Source organism: Chryseobacterium vietnamense (assembly GCF_031454475.1).
Lineage (GTDB): Bacteria > Bacteroidota > Bacteroidia > Flavobacteriales > Weeksellaceae > Chryseobacterium > Chryseobacterium vietnamense.
In genome coordinates this window covers 891,894-908,511 of the sequence record NZ_JAVDQX010000001.1, presented here as the reverse complement: position 1 = coordinate 908,511, position 16,618 = coordinate 891,894, and the positions used below count along the sequence as shown (strand labels likewise).

The following is a 16,618-nucleotide window of genomic DNA, read 5'->3' as shown; positions in this document are numbered from 1 at the left end:
CATTTATATCTGATGTCTCAATTGTTACGATTAAGCTATAGCGAATTTGATTGGGGTAGCGAGCAAGTTGCTTTCTATTTTTCCACCATCCTCCTACGGGATAAATTGCAATTTTATTTCGCGTTGAAAGATCTATAGCTGTCCCTTCCCAAATATCTTTATGGATAGATCCTTTATCTCGAGCTTTTGAGCCAAGAATCCAATGCTCATTTCCTTCAGGAATATAATTGTCATCGCGGGCTGCTTTACTTACTCTTGCAGAAAATGCCTCTTCACTCTCGTTTGTATCAATCGTTTTTTGAGATTATTTTACAAAATAAGGTTCAATAACTAATGTCATAACTCCACCGTTATTTTCATTATCATCATCAGAAATAAACATTCGACCAACTATTTCAAAATAAAAGGTTTTAAAGTCTTCTTCCAAATTTGCACTATAAGACTTATTTCTAAGATTAATAACATCTCCTTTGCTTAGATTATATGTTGTTTCTAAATCTAATAAATCATATAGTTCAGTTTTAGATTTATCTTTTGATGAGATTTTCAGAAAGTAAATATTTGAATTTCCATTTATCGTTTTTTGAGATTTTAATAGCAATAGCAAAGTCCTTTGGCTTTGCGGGAGTTGAGGAAATTAAAATTGAGTTTGCTCGGCTGGACTAAACAACAGCAATTTTGCAAAACCATTGTTAGGCAGTTTTAGGTATTTTTCTCATTTATTAAAATCTTCAAATTTAATATTGAAATGGTAACTCATATCGTATTGGTCTTTTAAAATTTTTGCAATATGAGCCTTTCCAATATCCGTAATATTTTCCCAATCATTTATGGCATCAAATTTTTTTAAGGTTTCTATATCTGATGCCTCTAACAATACTTTTCTTTTTTCGAAACTATCATTCATATAAACATTAAAATTAGCTCCATTAAGCATTCGTAAATCTATATTCTCGCTACTGAAGATTTTTGCGAAAATTTCTGAAATATTATCAATCTTAAGTGATTCTATTATTTCATTTTTTAAAAATCCAAGTTTATGTTGGCGACTATATTCCAAAGTCTGTTTTGAAATTCTTGTGGCTAAATCACCATTAAACGGATTGATAGTTTTGTCAAAACAATTAACTATAGCTTTCATCGTAGCTTCTTCAAAGTGCTCTGGTCGAGTGTCCACAACATGAATTCCAATATTTGTTATTTCAAATTTCAGAAAAGTTGTTTTTCCTTTTATTCCTGAAACATAATTTGTAAAAAATGTTAATGTTTCATCTACAATTGATCTATGTCCAAAGTTGTAAGGAATTTGATTTTCACTTATGTTCCATAAAACTTCAGATCCATAATCAATATCGGACTTCTGCATAATTAATTCTATATGCGCATATCTATCGCTTCCGGTAAATTTTGCAACTAAACCTTTTCCTTCTATTGGTAATAAGTCCCATCCTACAATTTTTTGATTTATAGGGAATAAACTAGCAGATTGATAATTTCTTTTAAGATAAGTTTTCATTTATAGTCGATCGTTTTTTGAGATTTATATAATTTATAATCTCTCATTGAAGAGATTATATCTAAAATCTAAATCTTCCATTCTATGAATTTATACTAAAGTTGATAAATTCATACTATTTTTATTTTTCAACACGACTTCTGCATTATATTTATTGATATGTAGATCCTGCATAAATGCATTAGTATGAAGCAGGTAGCTATATCCTCCATAATAAAACTCGTACAATCTGTATTTTCTATGTAGTTCCAGATCTGACTCCATAAAGTGAAGTTTAGGATTATCCAACTGCTCCTGATCAATAAGTAAAATAGGATACCGAGGCTTTAAGTAATATAAAGGTACATCATTTAAATTATATCGTGAAAACTCCCTGATAAAATTAAACTCTTCAGAATGAGAATCTCCACAGATTCTTTCTCTTTCTTCTAAGAATATTTTATATATACCCCGCTTGAAACTTCTAGCAAAATTTTCTTGAAATTTGCTTTGAAGCTTATACTTCATTTTGATATTAATCTGTCTTCGTTGCAGATTTACCTTAAAATATTCTGAGCTGAACCTTTTGTAAGAAGAAATATTTTTACTATCTGAAATTAAAAATCTTGAAAGATTAAAAATCTCTTTGACTGCCAAATCCACAGATGGTTGAAAGCTTTGTTTTTTCCCAAACTCAAAGTTGCAGGAGTCACATACATTTAAGCAGATGTTTTTTCCTCCTAATGATTGAGGAAAAGTGTGTGCTAGAGTATTAAAATTTACATCATGATCATTTCGGCTACACCAAATACATTTTTTCATTTATTGTCATAATTTAAATTATGTAGTCAACGAAATAAAATTTCGTACTTTAAGATTAAACACTTACAAATTGTTCTTTTGAGATTTTTATATTTTCTATTACTTACATAGCGATGTATATTATTATTCATAAGATTCTGGCTTCCAAAAATCATTAAAGTTTTCTAATTCTGCAATCATCGTCTTTTCAACATCTTTCAATTCGGTTGAAGTAGAAATACCAATTTCAGTTAATGCATCTGTTATCTTATCAGTTTTTTTTAATATTAATCGTCCAGTTCTTGAATGAAAATCTCTTTTTAAATAAGAAAAATTCTTAGTATAAGTATTATCCCTTCCTATAATAATTATATTTTCTTTAACATTTGAAAGAACAACTTCCCAATTAATCTCATCGCCAATAGAATAATTAGGTGATGTCGGAGGATTGCCAATAAGCTTTCTTTTATGAGCTTTATTTAATATCTCATCAGTTGTATACAATAAAGTATTTAATCTTGTACATTCTCTTACCATATCTGTAAAAAATGCATAAACAGGATCTTTTTCAGGAGCTTCAAGTATCATATCCATAGCTCCAATAACCAATTTTCTTTTTTTATGATAATCACTTAATGATTTGACTAATTCTGTAAATTCTTGTAAGTTTTCTAAAAATGCACTCGGTTTGTACAGGATATTTGAATCAAGTTCAAAAGCCTTTTTCATTTCATTTATGACAACTTCTCTATTTCTTTCAAATTCTTGAATTATTTGATCAGTCAAAATAATTTTGTCAAAATGTTTCGCTAGTTCACTTAGTAATTTTATTGAATCTTTTTTACTTCTATAAAAATCTAAATAGATATTTGTATCGATGAGAATTTTTACTTTAGCAGATAGAGCTTCAGGAGTTTCTTTTTTTATTGCTTTCATAGTGTATAATCTTCAATTATAGCCGATGAAGCGTTCATTTTCACAGACTCAATTCCTATTTCCATCCCATTTTTAGATTCATACATCTGGCTGGTTCCGATGATTTCTCCACTAGATGCTTTTAGATTAAAATAATATCTACCATCTTTTGCAGATCTTCTTTCATATTTATCATCATTTTGAGAATTGAGCACAACAGATTCAATTCCTTTTTTACAACCTTCTTTAGAGGAATAGCCTTCACTCACCAAAATAATTTGACCATTAATAGCTTTTAGGTTAAATTGATAATCTCCTGTAAATCTTTTTGATATTACGAACTTTCCCATTTATTTCTTTTATTTTTTAAGATTTTATTATTTTATTATTTTATAAAATGTTGCTTTACTGCCTATACTAAAAGCTTTCATAATTTCCTCAATTGAAACATTCTTACTTTCATAAGAGCTCTTTACTAAAGGTGCGATTTTTTTATATTTTTCGGTCATACCCTTTGGTCTTCCTCCGTTTTTACCTCTTGCCCTAGCAGATTTCAATCCAGCATTTGTTCTTTCAATCAAAACATTTCTTTCGTGCTCAGCTAAAACACAGAAAATCTGGAAAATTAATTTTCCACTTGCTGAACTTGTATCAATGTTTTCAGAAATAGATTTAAAATGTATTCCTTTTTCGTTCAGCTCTGTCACAAACTGAATTAACCCAACTGTAGTCCTCCCAATCCTATCTAATCTCCATACGGTTAAGGTATCCCCTTTACGTACGAAATTTAATAAATCGTTAAGTTGCGGTTTTTCTGATTTAACACCACTAACTTTATCGTTTTTTGAGATTTAATTTTATCTAGAACGTTTCGGGGCTTTGCGATGGTGGGGCAATCGAAGCATAAATCTTCAATTTTGAACAAATGTTGAACCGAAGAAATACCGTTGAACTTTGCAGTTTCGCCTCACTATTGCAAAACCCTTGTTATAGGCAGCTCTTCTGTCAATCAACGTTACCATAGTTTCCATCTACTTTTGTTCTTTATCAATTCCTTTATAGTTAGTTTAGTTGTCGAACGAGGTTTTGTTTCTTCGGATTTAATTTGTTCGTCAACCGCCTGAATTATGTGGATGTCAAAATCCGCTACAAAACCAAACGTTGAACTATTTATGTCATACTTTTTCTGGACTTCTAAACTATCAGTTGTTTCAATTAGCTGAGCTATATGCTTATGTCGAATTGGAAGATACCATTTTACATTCGGTTTATTGTTCCAAATTGCAAAATTCATTACAAGAACTTCGGCATCTTCAAAGTCTTTTTTTGTCGGTTTATTCGATTGGTTTATTCTTGTTGTTGCAATTAAATTATGTCCATACTCATTATCTCTAATTGCTTCTAAAACAACTGCTCCACCAAAATTTCCGTTTTCGAGCTTAAAAGTCAAGCAGTCTCCTTTTTCAAAAACGGGCTGGCGAATTATTTTCTTTTTTCTTGATTTCGCTTTTGGTCTTTCTGTTTCTAAGTCCGCAAGAAATTTGTCGAGAACTACTTTACGTTTTTTAATTTCCTTTTCGTCAGCGTCAAGTTGTTGCCAAACTTCAAGTTCTGCTCCTGTTTCAATAATTGTTTTTACACGGTCAAAAATGTCTTTGTTGAGTTGTTTGCATTCCCATTGTGCTTTTGCCAACGCAAACCAAAAATTATTACAATCATCATTATCGCTGATGATTTCTTGATTTTCAGCAATTAACTTGTTCGAAATTTCTGCCACGTCAAGTCCATCATTATACAGGCCGAAAAACTCACTGTAAATGTCAGCATAGGTGTCATTAGATGATATTGCTGTTCCCCAAGTTCCCATATTCTCTGTGTTGTGTCTGTCTTTTAGAGTTGCCTATAAAGTTCAAATTTACGCATTATGTCAATCCAAACTATATGATATTCGCAAAGCCATTTATGCTACTAATATAAAATTTAATTTTGATCATTTTTTGAGAATTATTATTCAGTTAAGTCTAGTAATTTTTTGTCAATATTAATCATAATTCCATAGACTGTAATAAAGTAGTTAAGAGCCATTTGTTCCGAATATTTTTGTTGATATAGTTGAGAAAAAGTTGATGATAAAGTTGTTATTTTCTTTTTTTCTCCGAGTTGGATAGGCTCTCCTTTAATTAATGATTCTTTTACGTCATTTATATTAAACATAAATCCTGTGAAATTTTCAGGAGCATCAATTAGTATTTTTTTTATTTCTGCATGAGAGAAAGGATTTCGTATTTTTTGTCTTAATGCAGTAAGTATAACTTTTTCAGATTCCGTTATCAAATTTTGTTCTTCTGCAGCATCCAATGATTTAAATAAAATAAGATTATCGTACAAATCAATAGCCTCTAAAGTTTTTTGATTATATGTTTCATGATTTGAATAATCTAAGCCCAAAGTATGTTTTTCAATTAGAGCAAATTTTATCATCCTTTCCAAAAAATGGTTTGTTCCTAAAATTGCTGTTTGAAATAATTCAAGTTGTAAATTCTGTAAAATTTCATTTCTTAAACTTGTTAATGGTAAGAAATGACGGGGTTTATGTAAAAAATAAGTTTTTAAATTTCCATAATTTATTTCAACCATTTTAGTGTAATTAGGAATAAAATATGTTTTCATTGGCACCTTTTATTTTATTTATTAAGAAAAATATTATATCTAATTTATAATCCAAGAAGCAAGATTTCTGAACAGCTCGTATTTTGGAATCTAAAGATTTACTTATATAGCTCTTTAGTACGTTTTTTCCAATACTCATGTAATTCATACCGTGTTGTAATAATTAAATTTATGATTTCTTTTAAAGAATCTTCAGAGAACTGTATATACTCTTGTTCCATCCCATTACTTGAAATCTTTAAGTTTACATAGGTATAACCATCGTCATCAGTATTTTCCCAATCAGCATGTACTACAAGGTTTCGTAATCTCCCCGTCTCTCTTAGATCTGCTATTAATTTTTGGTAGCCTTCAATCTTAATAGCACAACCGAGATGAAAATCATCACTAAATCTTTTAAATAAATCTACCTTAGTAGCATATGCCATTTTATGTAATACAATTAGGCCCGTAGAATCTGATCTGTCTGTAAATATTTCACATATTATACTATCTAACGATTTTTCTAAACCATTAAAATACATTACTACTAGGCCGATAAGTGAGAGAGAACTATCCAAATATTTTTCTGCCTTTTCCTCATCTTCTATTTCATGATATAAATGTTGTACAAATACTTTCCTCTTTTGTTTCATAATATTGTAGATATTTCACCAAAAATATATTCTGTCTGCGTAATCTATTTGCGTATATTATTGTTTTTTAATTGCCATTTTCTTTATTTCTTCATTTGTATGATTATCAAGAATTTTAGCATAACGATAAAACGTTGCTCTAGTCAAACCAAGTGGCTTGTAAATCTCCTCTGGAGCCTTAGTTGGATCTTTATACACAGACCGCATAATTATTAACTTAGAAATTGTTTCTTTTGTATAACCTTTTGGTCTACCTCCCAATCTACCTCTCGCTCTGGCAGCTTGCAAACCAGCATTAGTTCTTTCTCTTATAAGTTCTCGTTCATATTCTGCTAGAGAAGCCATGAGGTTTAGAAATAATCTGCCATTAATAGTAGAAGTATCTACACCATCAACAAGACCTTTTATTATAATTCCTTTGTCACTTAAACTTAGCACAAGATCAATAATATTTTTCAGGCTTCTCCCCAGCCGGTCTAATCTCCAAACATAAAGTTCATCACCTTCTCTAAACTGCTCTATCATTTTATCAAGTTCAGGACGATTCTTTGTTGCACCCGAAATTTTCTCTTGATAAATTTTCTCACAACCAACTTTTTCTAAGGCTTCAATTTGTAAATCCAAATTTTGGTCTTTGGTTGAAACCCGTGCATACCCAATTTTCATATTTTGTTACATTAAACTCATACTCTATAAATTTATGAAACTTTGTTTAATGATACGAGATTTTGAGAAATTAAAATAAAAAATAAAGTGTTCCGAATCAGTCAATTGTAAAAATCTCAAAATACCACCGAATAATCTATGCTACATTATAAGGGGAAATGGTCTAAAATATAAGATTAATAATTGGGGTAATAAATAGTAGTATTAAGAATTTAACTTTACCAATATTTCCAAATCATCAACTAATTAATTCGATAATTGTTCATCTTGGATTACAAAAGCGTTGATTTTTAACGCTTTTGTAATTTAATAACTCCAAAATTCATTATTAAAAATACTCGAAGTATTTTTAGAATATGCACGAAATATGTACGAATCAATTTATTCAGATATTTTTCAGACATTTTTATCGAACCTTCTTTATGATGAAAGAGGTAATATTCTCAAAAGCGGGATTAATGTTCTTTCATTGAAGTTTTTACCTATATTTGCGTGGTTTAATTCTGCTGAATTTCAGGATAAAACCGCTGACTCTATCGTCAAATATCAGAAATTAGTTAAATAAATAATTATGAAATATCAAGCGATATTTATCGTTTTGTTATCATCTGTACACCTCTTTTTTGCTCAGGTACTTGATAATAATTTTGGAACCAATGGAAAAATGGTTTATGATATCAATGCAAACTCAAATCTTGAAAAAATAGGGTCGATGATTGCTGTGAGCAACAGTAAAATACTGGTTGGAGGTACTGACAATACCAGCGCTTATCTTGTGAGACAGAATTCTGACGGTTCTATTGACACTTCTTTTCAGAGCAACGGAATCAAACAGCTTCCGTTTAAATCAATTGAAAAAATATTAAAGACAAGCAACAACGAGATGATCATTCTCGGAACTAAGCTTGCCACCGACGGCTATTTTAACATCATCGTCTGTAAAGTTGATGAAAATGGAAATTATGTTACAAATTTCGGCACAAACGGTATTCTGGAAATCAATTTTGGCGCTCAATCAGATGACAATGTCTTTAACGGTGAACTGCAATCTGACGGAAAAATAATTGTGGTCGGTAACAAAAGAGGCACGAATGCATTTACAGAAGGTTACGTTTTGCGTTTATTACAGAACGGTCAATTTGATACTACGTTTAATAATACCGGACTATTCACTATTGCACCTGTTAATCACCGCCATTATTTGAATGCCGTAAATATTGCTCCAAATGGAACAATAGTTTGTTCAGGCTATCTTTTGCTGACGACAGGCTCCAACCAAGATAGAATGTTTATATTAAGATTGTTACCAAACGGAACTTTGGATACTTCATTTGCCACCGTAGGATACAGATATTTTAATGTTACGAATATAGGTGGCTCACTGTCAAATACCAATATTGTTTTAAGTGACGGAAGTATTTTATTGGGCGGAGAATCATTCTCATCAAGCAATAACAATGTTTCATCTAACTTTACAATAATAAAATTCAATGTGGATGGTTCTTTTGAAAATTCTTTCGGAACGAACGGTGTTGTACAGACACTTCTTCCAAGTATCGGAGGTCAGCTGAGAAATATGAAATTAGATTCTTCAAATAATATTATCGCAGTTGGTTCTACGTACTCGGCGACCAATGGTAATGAAAATTTTGCGATGATGAAATTTAATCTATCTGGGATTTTAGATACACAATTCGGAAATTCCGGTGTTGTAATTACAGATTTTTCAGGATTTCAGGATATTCCGTACTCATCGTTGGTTTTTGATTCAAAAATAATTCTTGCAGGATTTGCTTCTTCTTCAGATTTTCCCAGCAACAGCAAATTTGCACTTGCACAATACACATACAATAACTTAGGAATTGTTGAGCCTAAAAAAGCAGATAATTTCAAGATTTTCCCGACAGTTTTTTCAGACAATATTAATATAAAATGTGAAAAAGAGACCAAAGTAAGCGTTGGTATTTTTGATTATTCGGGTAAACTTATTTATGAAAAAGAAAATTTCAGATGCTCTCAAACTCCGGAACAGCTGCAACTGCCGATCTCAAAGCAAGGAGTATATTGGTCACAAATCAATTCAGGAAATAAAATTTCTGTTCAGAAATTGATAAAGAAGTAATATTGGAGTTGCTAACTTTGTTAGGACATAATTCTTATACTCTTTAACGTTAAGAGTATGAAAAAGATCAGAAAAAAGTACCATATTTCTAATTATCTATTCCACTATTCAAACTAACTTCTTATAACTGTAACGTTGATAAAATTTCAAAATCATCAAAGAATTGGTTCGAGATTTGTTCGTGGGGGTCTACAAAAACTAGAAGTAGCAACTTGGCTTCCTGTTTATTATACAAAATAACCATGGCATTTTAACCATTTTTCCAGAACATGTCTGACTTTTACACAATATATATCTTTGAGTTGTCAGCATCTGCTTACATTATCTATAAATATGAATGTCTTTTTATTATCGGTTCAAATCCATCTTTAAGATCTGTACTATTATGATCTTGCTCATATCATTCCTAAAGTTAAATTTCGAAATTTGATTTTCAACCCATACACCCATACAATATATTATGAAAAAATTATTTTTATCAATAGCAGCAGCAGGTTTCATTATTTCGGCATGTAAAAAAAAGGATACAACAAATAATGTCTCTGCTAACGACTCCGCTTACCCTCAGAAGAATTACTCTGATACTGCAGTTTCAACAGCTGGAGATACTCAAAGTATTAAAACAAGCAATGACAGTATTAATACAAAGACTCACGTCGGAGGAAGAAAAACCAGTAATAATAATACAGGTAATGGTACGGGCAATATCAACGCTGCAGTTTCAGACAGTGCGCATAACCTGCAGGGAAGATCCCGAAATGTAAACAAAAAGTAATTGAAATTCAATTACTTTTACATGTCAAAACCGATATAAAAAAACATTTTTTTATATCGGTTGTACTGAACCACACAAAAAGAATTACATTTTTAACCGCGCGGTTATATTTTTAACCCTCTAAATGGTGTGTATAATTGAGTTCAGAAAATAATACAATTATTTAATTGTTATTGTCATATTAGGTACTACGATGTCCCCTATTATCCCTGTATAACGCTGTGCAAATATTTCAATATAATCATTGGTGGATAATTCGGTTGTACCGTTGATAGGCACTACCACAATATCATTTATAGCAGCTCCTCGTCCATATACTTTATACTGGCTGATTGCAGTTCCGTTTTTTGCGATATAGATGATATAAGTTCCGGCAGCGGGCACCTGGAATGACACAGAACCCGTTACCTGGAAAATTCTTTTCTTTTTCCCGACGTACTTTAGTCTGTTAGGAACTCCATCCGTAGTAAATCTGAAAAGATTTGAAGAAGTAGAAACAGATGAAGCAGTACCGATTTTTACAATATTGCTGGGATTAGAACTGTTAAAACTCACACCTATTCCCGTCCCCACTGTATAATCTACTGAAAAATCTCCGACTGCATTGGTATCCGCTTCAGTAGGAAGTCCTGCCGCTCTTACCGTCCAGCTGTTATTAAAATTATATCCGGAATACGTTCCTGTAGTATAAGGCTTAACATACCCTGCTGTATTGGTTCCTGTAAATACAACGGATTCTATCACCGCATCTCCTGTAATGGTTAGCCCGCTTGTAGAAACATCAAAACCGATGGCTGAGCCATTGACCTGGCTGAATCCTCCCTGTTTTTCAACCGATGTAAAGGTTCCCGTAAGCTTTTCATAGGTACCTGAATTATTAGCCGCCCATCCCATATTGCTGAGCAGAAGCTGCCCGATATTATTATAGGTAATACCATTGCTGTTTCCAACAAACTGGATAATACTGAGAAACACCAGTCCAAGCCCTGAAATGGTTCCCACACTGCTCGAGTTTGCTACTACACTATCTCTGAAAATAAGGTTCTGGGTAGCAGTACCTGATATATTAAAAACACTTCCGGATGCTGCACTAAGGGTAACACTCTTAATGCTTCCACCTGTAGATCCTTCGAAAATATTTCCGGTGGTCCTGACAATAATATCATTATTGGTATCAAGCCCATGTACATAAGCATTATTAAGCTCTATCGGTTTGTCAAAAACTACCTGTCCATTAATTTCATATAATGTATCAGCATTCAAAAGGTACTTTGCTCCTCCTCCTGCACTTAGCTCCGCTGCGAGTACCGTGGCTAAAACATCAGTAGACGTTATGAGTTTAAAGTTTAATCTGTCGGAGGTATTACTTCCTACAGGATACCACGCTGCCGTATTGGCGGCATAATAATAAAGCAATTTGAGGGTAGTATCGTACACGACTAGTCCATCCGCAGGCGAAACAATAGCAATCCTCTGCGATGTTGTCAGACGGGGAGGCAGAAGCCCGCGGGTTGTGGAATTAAGATCTAAAATAGAGCTGGGGTGAGGAGTTGTTGTATTGATCCCAACCTGCCCACTAACTGAAAATACAGTAAGGAAAGCCATTAACATCATAAAAAGTTTTCCTGTAAAAGAAATTGTTTGCGTTTTCATATTAAAAGATTTTGGTGTTTTGGTATTGTTACAGTGGATGTTCAGGGATACGGTTCATCGGGATAACACTAATTTTGTGTTATCCAAGGGTTATCCCAAGTAAGAATCAGTAAATCGATAAGAGTCTACAGTACTGTATACTTTTCGTAAAATGGCGTAATCCGTGTTCTGACAATAATTAAAGATACCAGATCATTGGAAACCAAACAGGATATGGTCATCGTTTTGTACCATTTGTAGATCATAACTGTAATCCATCTGCCTTTATCAATCAGTCTATACATCTTTTTTTTAAAGTACATTATGACAATGTCTTTCCTCTTGCCTTTTAGTGAAAATAAGTCTATCATAATCTTTGGTAATTTTTAGTTTAACAAGTTTTTATGTTGTCCTTATTTCATGGATAGTTTTATTATTCCAAATATGGTGAAATAGTTAATACTTTCTTATGACGCAGATCATAAAAATTCATGGTTAGTTACTTTTTATTAATAAAATAATATTATGACTATATTCAAAATATATTGTCACCTAATTAACAAAAGAAACCGAGCCCTATTTTTTCATAAATTTTAAATGCTAATATATTTTTTAAGTACTTCAAGAAGATCCGCCTGCCTTATAGGTTTGGGAAGAAAATCATTCATTCCGGCTTCAATGCATTTTTCTTTTTCACCCAGCACATTTCCAGCTGTAACGCCTATGATAGGGACATGTTCATATCCCGGCAGCATTCTAATATTTTGTGTTGCCTCAATACCGCTCATTATCGGCATCTGTACGTCCATCATGATAATGGAAAACTGTTTTTTCCTGCATTCTTCCAAAGCCTGCAGCCCATTGACTGCTTCCGTTAGATGGATACCGGGAGCAAGAGATTTCATTATTCTGTTATTCAGGACCATATTCACGACGTTATCATCAACCAAAAGCACTTCTAATTCTGAGGCAAATACAGGCGAAACTTTCTCAGACTGATCCTTCGTAATTTCTACTTTATTACTTTGGTCTACCTTTTTTAAAGTTTTGTATAGATCATGTGATTTGATGGGTTTCAACAGTAAATGTGCATTTTCTATTTTCCTGACTGAACTAAGTATGCCCAGCTCTTCAGAGGAAGAAGAAAGTACTATAAACGGAGAAGTCTCATTTCGCTGATTGAACAGCCCCGTTATTTTATCTATTGTTTCCAATCCGGACATAACAGGCATATGATAATCCATCAGGATCACATCAAACCACTCTCCTTTCAACAGGATCTCTAAAGCTTCCATCCCATTGGAAGCTAAGGTAGACTTGATATTTTTATAGGTAAGCATGTGCTCAAGAATGATCCTGTTGGTTTCATTATCATCAACCACCAGGGCCGTCTTAATAGTTATTTCCTCCTCCTCTTTCAATTGAGGGATCTCGTAAGGAATCTCAATATCAAAGAAAAATACAGAACCTTTTTCCATTGTGCTGCTCAGCGACAAATGGCTTCCCATATATCCCAGGATATTGTTCGAGATCGTAAGCCCCAGACCCGTGCCACCATATCGTTTACTGATGGAACTGTTTTCCTGAGTAAAGGCATTAAAAATGTATTTCTGTTTCTCAACAGGAATACCGATCCCTGTATCCCTTACCGAGAAGCGCAAAGCAATGATGTTATCATCCATGCGTAATTTCTCTACTTTTAGCTCGATCTCACCCTTTTCTGTAAATTTTACAGCATTCCCCAAAAGATTAATCAAGATCTGTTTTAACCTTGCTTCATCGGTAAAAAGTATTTTTGGAAGACCTGGTTCAATATTGAGAAGAAGTTCGATATTTTTTTTCTGGGACTGATAAATAATAACATTGATTACCTGACTCAACATATCATAAACATCACATTTTTCAATCAAAAGCTCCATTTTTCCGGATTCTATTTTAGAAAAATCCAATATATCATTGATGATGCTCAGAAGATTTTCTCCTGACTCATTGATGTAATTCAGATATTGCTTCTGTGTTTCATTCAGTGGTGTTGTGAGGAGAAGATCTGAAAATCCAATAACTCCGTTTAAAGGAGTTCTGATCTCATGACTCATATTAGCAAGAAATTCGGATTTTGCTTTGCTGGCTATATCTGCTGTTTCTTTGGCATTTTTCAGCTCTTCAGTTATCTTTACAGCATTTGTAATATTCTGGATGGAAATAATTACGCCCCCTACTTCATCTTTTGTAAGATACCAAGGTCCGACTTTAAGGTCGTAATGCTGAATTTCTTCTTTTCCTTCCACCTTTAACATAAAGTCACTGTTGATGTATGTTTTTCCCAACAGCGCATTGTCATAGATCTCATTTCGTTCTTTGGGAATATTCGGTGATATTGTGAAAAGATTATTACCGATAAGATCTACATTATTCATATTAAATTCCTCTCTCCATCTGCTGCTTACAGCAATATAGTTAAGGTCTTTATCAAACATCGCCAAAGGAACAGGAACATCAGTGGCAAAAGACTTCATTATAGCCTCTTTCCGGGTAACCTCAAGAAACATTTTTTTGAAGGCATCAATGTCCTGAATGATTCCGAAAACCCTTTTACAGGTATCATCTTCAAATTCAGGAATACCTTTTACTCTTACCCAGATCGTAGCGCCATCATTACGCAAAAGCTGAAGCTCCTCATCAAAAGGAATTCCTTGTTGTATTGCCCTGTTAAAAAGATATTTTATTCTCTCACTACTCTTTCCTCTGTAAAATTCAAAAGCATTTTCAAAAGTAGGCTGGAAATTATTTTCTACTTTGTGAATTTCCCTTGTACTTTGAGACCAGAAGAGCTTTCTGGTCTTCATATTGGCTTCCCAACCTCCTACCTGGGCTACTGAGCCTGTTTCCTCAAGCATTTCCTTGGTATAAAACAGATCGTTTTCTAACTTACCACGCCGGATAAGGTCAGATTTTAGTTGTATATAAACAAAAACGGTTACACCAATGGCAGCAATGGCAGAAAAGATAATAAACAAAACAGTCCAATTGGAAGATTTGTCCAGATCTTCGTTTTTTATGGCAAGTTGAACTTCCTCCTGTTGTACAAATTTCTGAACGAGCATGCGGCATCTGTCCATAGCCTTCTTGTTTTGTACAAGTTCTTCCGGACTCACTACTATTCCTTTTTTACGGTTTTCAATAAGCAAGGCATATTCTTTCATCAACATTTCTGAAGTATGCAGCAATTCATTTAGGACATTAATCTGATCTTTATCTTTAAGATTAAGTCTATCTTTGTGAGAAACAAACTGCGGATATTCATTTCTGCTTTCATTGAAAGGCTCAAGAAAATTTTCCTGTCCGGTAAGCTGATATCCCCGATTACCCGTTTCAGCATCTAAAAGAGTATTTAAGATATCTTTTGCCAGGCTAATAGATTCCTTACTTTTTAATAAGTTTTCTCTATTCTCCATCTGCTTATGTATGCTTATATAAGATGCTATAGAACTAGCAATCAGAAGTATCAAAGAAATAACTACTCCTATTTGAAGATTTCTTATAATTTTTTTCGGCATTGAATAGTATTTTTGTAATAAAATACTAAAAATAGGTCATTTTGTAATATTATCAAATTAATTTAAAAATTTGTCAGCAGATATTGGAAATGAAGTGCAATTAAAGTTGCTTAAAGATGGATTTACCAACTTTACAAAAGCTTATTTTGAATGGTATTCTTAGTATTTTTCTCCAAGCAATCCTTTAGGACTCAAATTCAGGTTTCTAATACAAAGAACAATTAAAAATATTCTATTCCAGCTGCTTACATCCAGGAAAGGTAATGCCCTACTTCAATGAATATATTTTCGAACCAGAAGTAGAAAGCATAGCTGTTCCTAATTTTTCTGGGTGACTGCTGTATTGCTATACCATCTTTAATCAATTTTTGATACAGATCATCAACCTCATCCAGGTGATTTAAAATAAAACCTATATGGAAGTCTTTGGGATAGGTGGTATCTTCATTTTTACTGTTCATCAGGACGAGGGTAAAATTTTCTTTATTGCTTAATATAGCAATTATGTGTTCTCCTTTTATAAGCTCACAAGTGAACTCAAAATATTTCTCAAAAAAAAGAACCGATTTACGTACATCGGTAACGACGAGGTTCAAGTGATTAATTGTCATAGTATCAATTTAAATGGTTATATATTATCGAACATTCATTCGATTAAAAATTAAAATTTTTATGTTTGTAACGCTTTTGCGACCAGCTCGAAAGTTTGCCGTAAATTTTGGGCAGTTAATGAAAATGGCTTACCAGACATCGTAGCTTTATCAAGATGGAATTTGATGAGTGTATAAAAAGGTCCATAAGCGACAGTCCAAAACACTTCAACTGGTAACTCCGGTATCTCTTTACGCATCACAGCGTTTTTAACAAAGTCACTCATTATTTTCCTGAAAACAGTTTGCTGCATGCCCTTTGTATTGATTAGTGGCGAATTCCTGAATTGTTCATGGAAACGGTATTCCAAAGGATTTTGTAGGATATTTTCAAGTCGGTTTTTCCATTGAAGCCACAATCCTTCTTTAAACTTTAACTGAGCATCAAACCCGATCAATGCTTCCCTTTCAAATTTATTATGTACCTCAATATAGAGCTGATTCACCAGATCTTCACGGTTTTTAAAATAAACATAAATGGTAGATGGAGATATGGCAGCCTTTTTTGCCAGTTTCTGCATACTAAACCCATCAAAGCCATTTTCCACGATCATCTTTATGGCCTCCCGGCGAATGATCAGTTCTTTTTTGTCATCTTTCAATCTCACTCTGCAAATATAAACGAATAATCATTCGATTAAAAAAAATTAACACTTTTTCGTATATATACATCCGGGACCGCTGTTTTAAAATTACCACC

17 protein-coding genes are annotated in these 16,618 nt (G+C 32.9%); 2 read left to right on the top strand and 15 right to left on the bottom strand.

Annotated features, from left to right (window positions below; genetic code table 11):
* Window positions 1–304 precede the first annotated feature (304 nt).
* The 10 genes from J2786_RS04055 to J2786_RS04010 all read right to left on the bottom strand — a co-directional run bounded on the left by J2786_RS04055 (window position 305) and on the right by J2786_RS04010 (window position 7,182).
* A complete protein-coding gene (locus J2786_RS04055) occupies window positions 305–607 on the bottom strand; it encodes a hypothetical protein (protein ID WP_226798690.1) in 303 nt (100 codons plus the stop codon).
* A 108-nt stretch (window positions 608–715) separates the two neighbouring features.
* Window positions 716–1,516 carry a hypothetical protein gene (locus tag J2786_RS04050; RefSeq protein ID WP_142017835.1) on the bottom strand — a complete coding sequence of 267 codons (801 nt, stop codon included), beginning with the start codon at window positions 1,514–1,516 and terminating at the stop codon, window positions 716–718.
* A gap of 90 nt (window positions 1,517–1,606) precedes the next feature.
* Entirely contained in the window at window positions 1,607–2,317 is a 711-nt protein-coding gene (locus tag J2786_RS04045; RefSeq protein ID WP_142017836.1) for an HNH endonuclease, read from the bottom strand.
* A gap of 123 nt (window positions 2,318–2,440) precedes the next feature.
* The gene (locus tag J2786_RS04040; RefSeq protein ID WP_142017837.1) at window positions 2,441–3,232 is read right to left on the bottom strand and encodes a PIN domain-containing protein; all 792 of its coding nucleotides are present in this window, start codon (window positions 3,230–3,232) and stop codon (window positions 2,441–2,443) included.
* Window positions 3,229–3,561 (bottom strand): YegP family protein, encoded by a 333-nt coding sequence (locus J2786_RS04035; protein ID WP_142017838.1) that lies wholly within the window; start codon window positions 3,559–3,561, stop codon window positions 3,229–3,231. Before J2786_RS04035 ends, J2786_RS04040 begins: the two co-directional genes overlap by 4 nt.
* Before the next feature lie 27 nt (window positions 3,562–3,588).
* The gene (locus J2786_RS04030; protein WP_142017839.1) at window positions 3,589–4,062 is read right to left on the bottom strand and encodes a recombinase family protein; all 474 of its coding nucleotides are present in this window, start codon (window positions 4,060–4,062) and stop codon (window positions 3,589–3,591) included.
* A 164-nt stretch (window positions 4,063–4,226) separates the two neighbouring features.
* On the bottom strand, window positions 4,227–5,078 hold the full coding sequence (locus tag J2786_RS04025) for a hypothetical protein (protein WP_142017840.1): 852 nt from the start codon (window positions 5,076–5,078) through the stop codon (window positions 4,227–4,229).
* A 140-nt stretch (window positions 5,079–5,218) separates the two neighbouring features.
* The gene (locus J2786_RS04020; protein ID WP_142017841.1) at window positions 5,219–5,881 is read right to left on the bottom strand and encodes a hypothetical protein; all 663 of its coding nucleotides are present in this window, start codon (window positions 5,879–5,881) and stop codon (window positions 5,219–5,221) included.
* Between the two features lie 98 nt (window positions 5,882–5,979).
* On the bottom strand, window positions 5,980–6,516 hold the full coding sequence (locus J2786_RS04015) for a hypothetical protein (protein ID WP_142017842.1): 537 nt from the start codon (window positions 6,514–6,516) through the stop codon (window positions 5,980–5,982).
* 57 nt (window positions 6,517–6,573) lie between these two features.
* The gene (locus J2786_RS04010) at window positions 6,574–7,182 is read right to left on the bottom strand and encodes a recombinase family protein (protein ID WP_142017843.1); all 609 of its coding nucleotides are present in this window, start codon (window positions 7,180–7,182) and stop codon (window positions 6,574–6,576) included.
* 571 nt (window positions 7,183–7,753) lie between these two features.
* Between J2786_RS04010 and J2786_RS04005 the strand changes: the two genes are divergently transcribed.
* Window positions 7,754–9,304 carry a T9SS type A sorting domain-containing protein gene (locus J2786_RS04005; protein ID WP_142017844.1) on the top strand — a complete coding sequence of 517 codons (1,551 nt, stop codon included), beginning with the start codon at window positions 7,754–7,756 and terminating at the stop codon, window positions 9,302–9,304.
* 460 nt (window positions 9,305–9,764) lie between these two features.
* On the top strand, window positions 9,765–10,079 hold the full coding sequence (locus J2786_RS04000; RefSeq protein ID WP_047431135.1) for a hypothetical protein: 315 nt from the start codon (window positions 9,765–9,767) through the stop codon (window positions 10,077–10,079).
* 159 nt (window positions 10,080–10,238) lie between these two features.
* On the opposite strand, the gene J2786_RS03995 is transcribed toward J2786_RS04000, so the two are convergent.
* The 5 genes from J2786_RS03995 to J2786_RS03975 form a co-directional block, all read right to left on the bottom strand.
* Window positions 10,239–11,732 carry a phage tail-like protein gene (locus J2786_RS03995; protein WP_047431137.1) on the bottom strand — a complete coding sequence of 498 codons (1,494 nt, stop codon included), beginning with the start codon at window positions 11,730–11,732 and terminating at the stop codon, window positions 10,239–10,241.
* Window positions 11,733–11,857: 125 nt separating this feature from the next.
* On the bottom strand, window positions 11,858–12,016 hold the full coding sequence (locus J2786_RS03990) for a hypothetical protein (RefSeq protein WP_156121424.1): 159 nt from the start codon (window positions 12,014–12,016) through the stop codon (window positions 11,858–11,860).
* A 288-nt stretch (window positions 12,017–12,304) separates the two neighbouring features.
* Entirely contained in the window at window positions 12,305–15,268 is a 2,964-nt protein-coding gene (locus J2786_RS03985) for a response regulator (RefSeq protein WP_310024059.1), read from the bottom strand.
* 245 nt (window positions 15,269–15,513) lie between these two features.
* A complete protein-coding gene (locus tag J2786_RS03980; RefSeq protein ID WP_047431139.1) occupies window positions 15,514–15,879 on the bottom strand; it encodes a VOC family protein in 366 nt (121 codons plus the stop codon).
* Between the two features lie 59 nt (window positions 15,880–15,938).
* A complete protein-coding gene (locus J2786_RS03975; protein ID WP_310024055.1) occupies window positions 15,939–16,520 on the bottom strand; it encodes a TetR/AcrR family transcriptional regulator in 582 nt (193 codons plus the stop codon).
* Window positions 16,521–16,618: the final 98 nt, after the last annotated feature.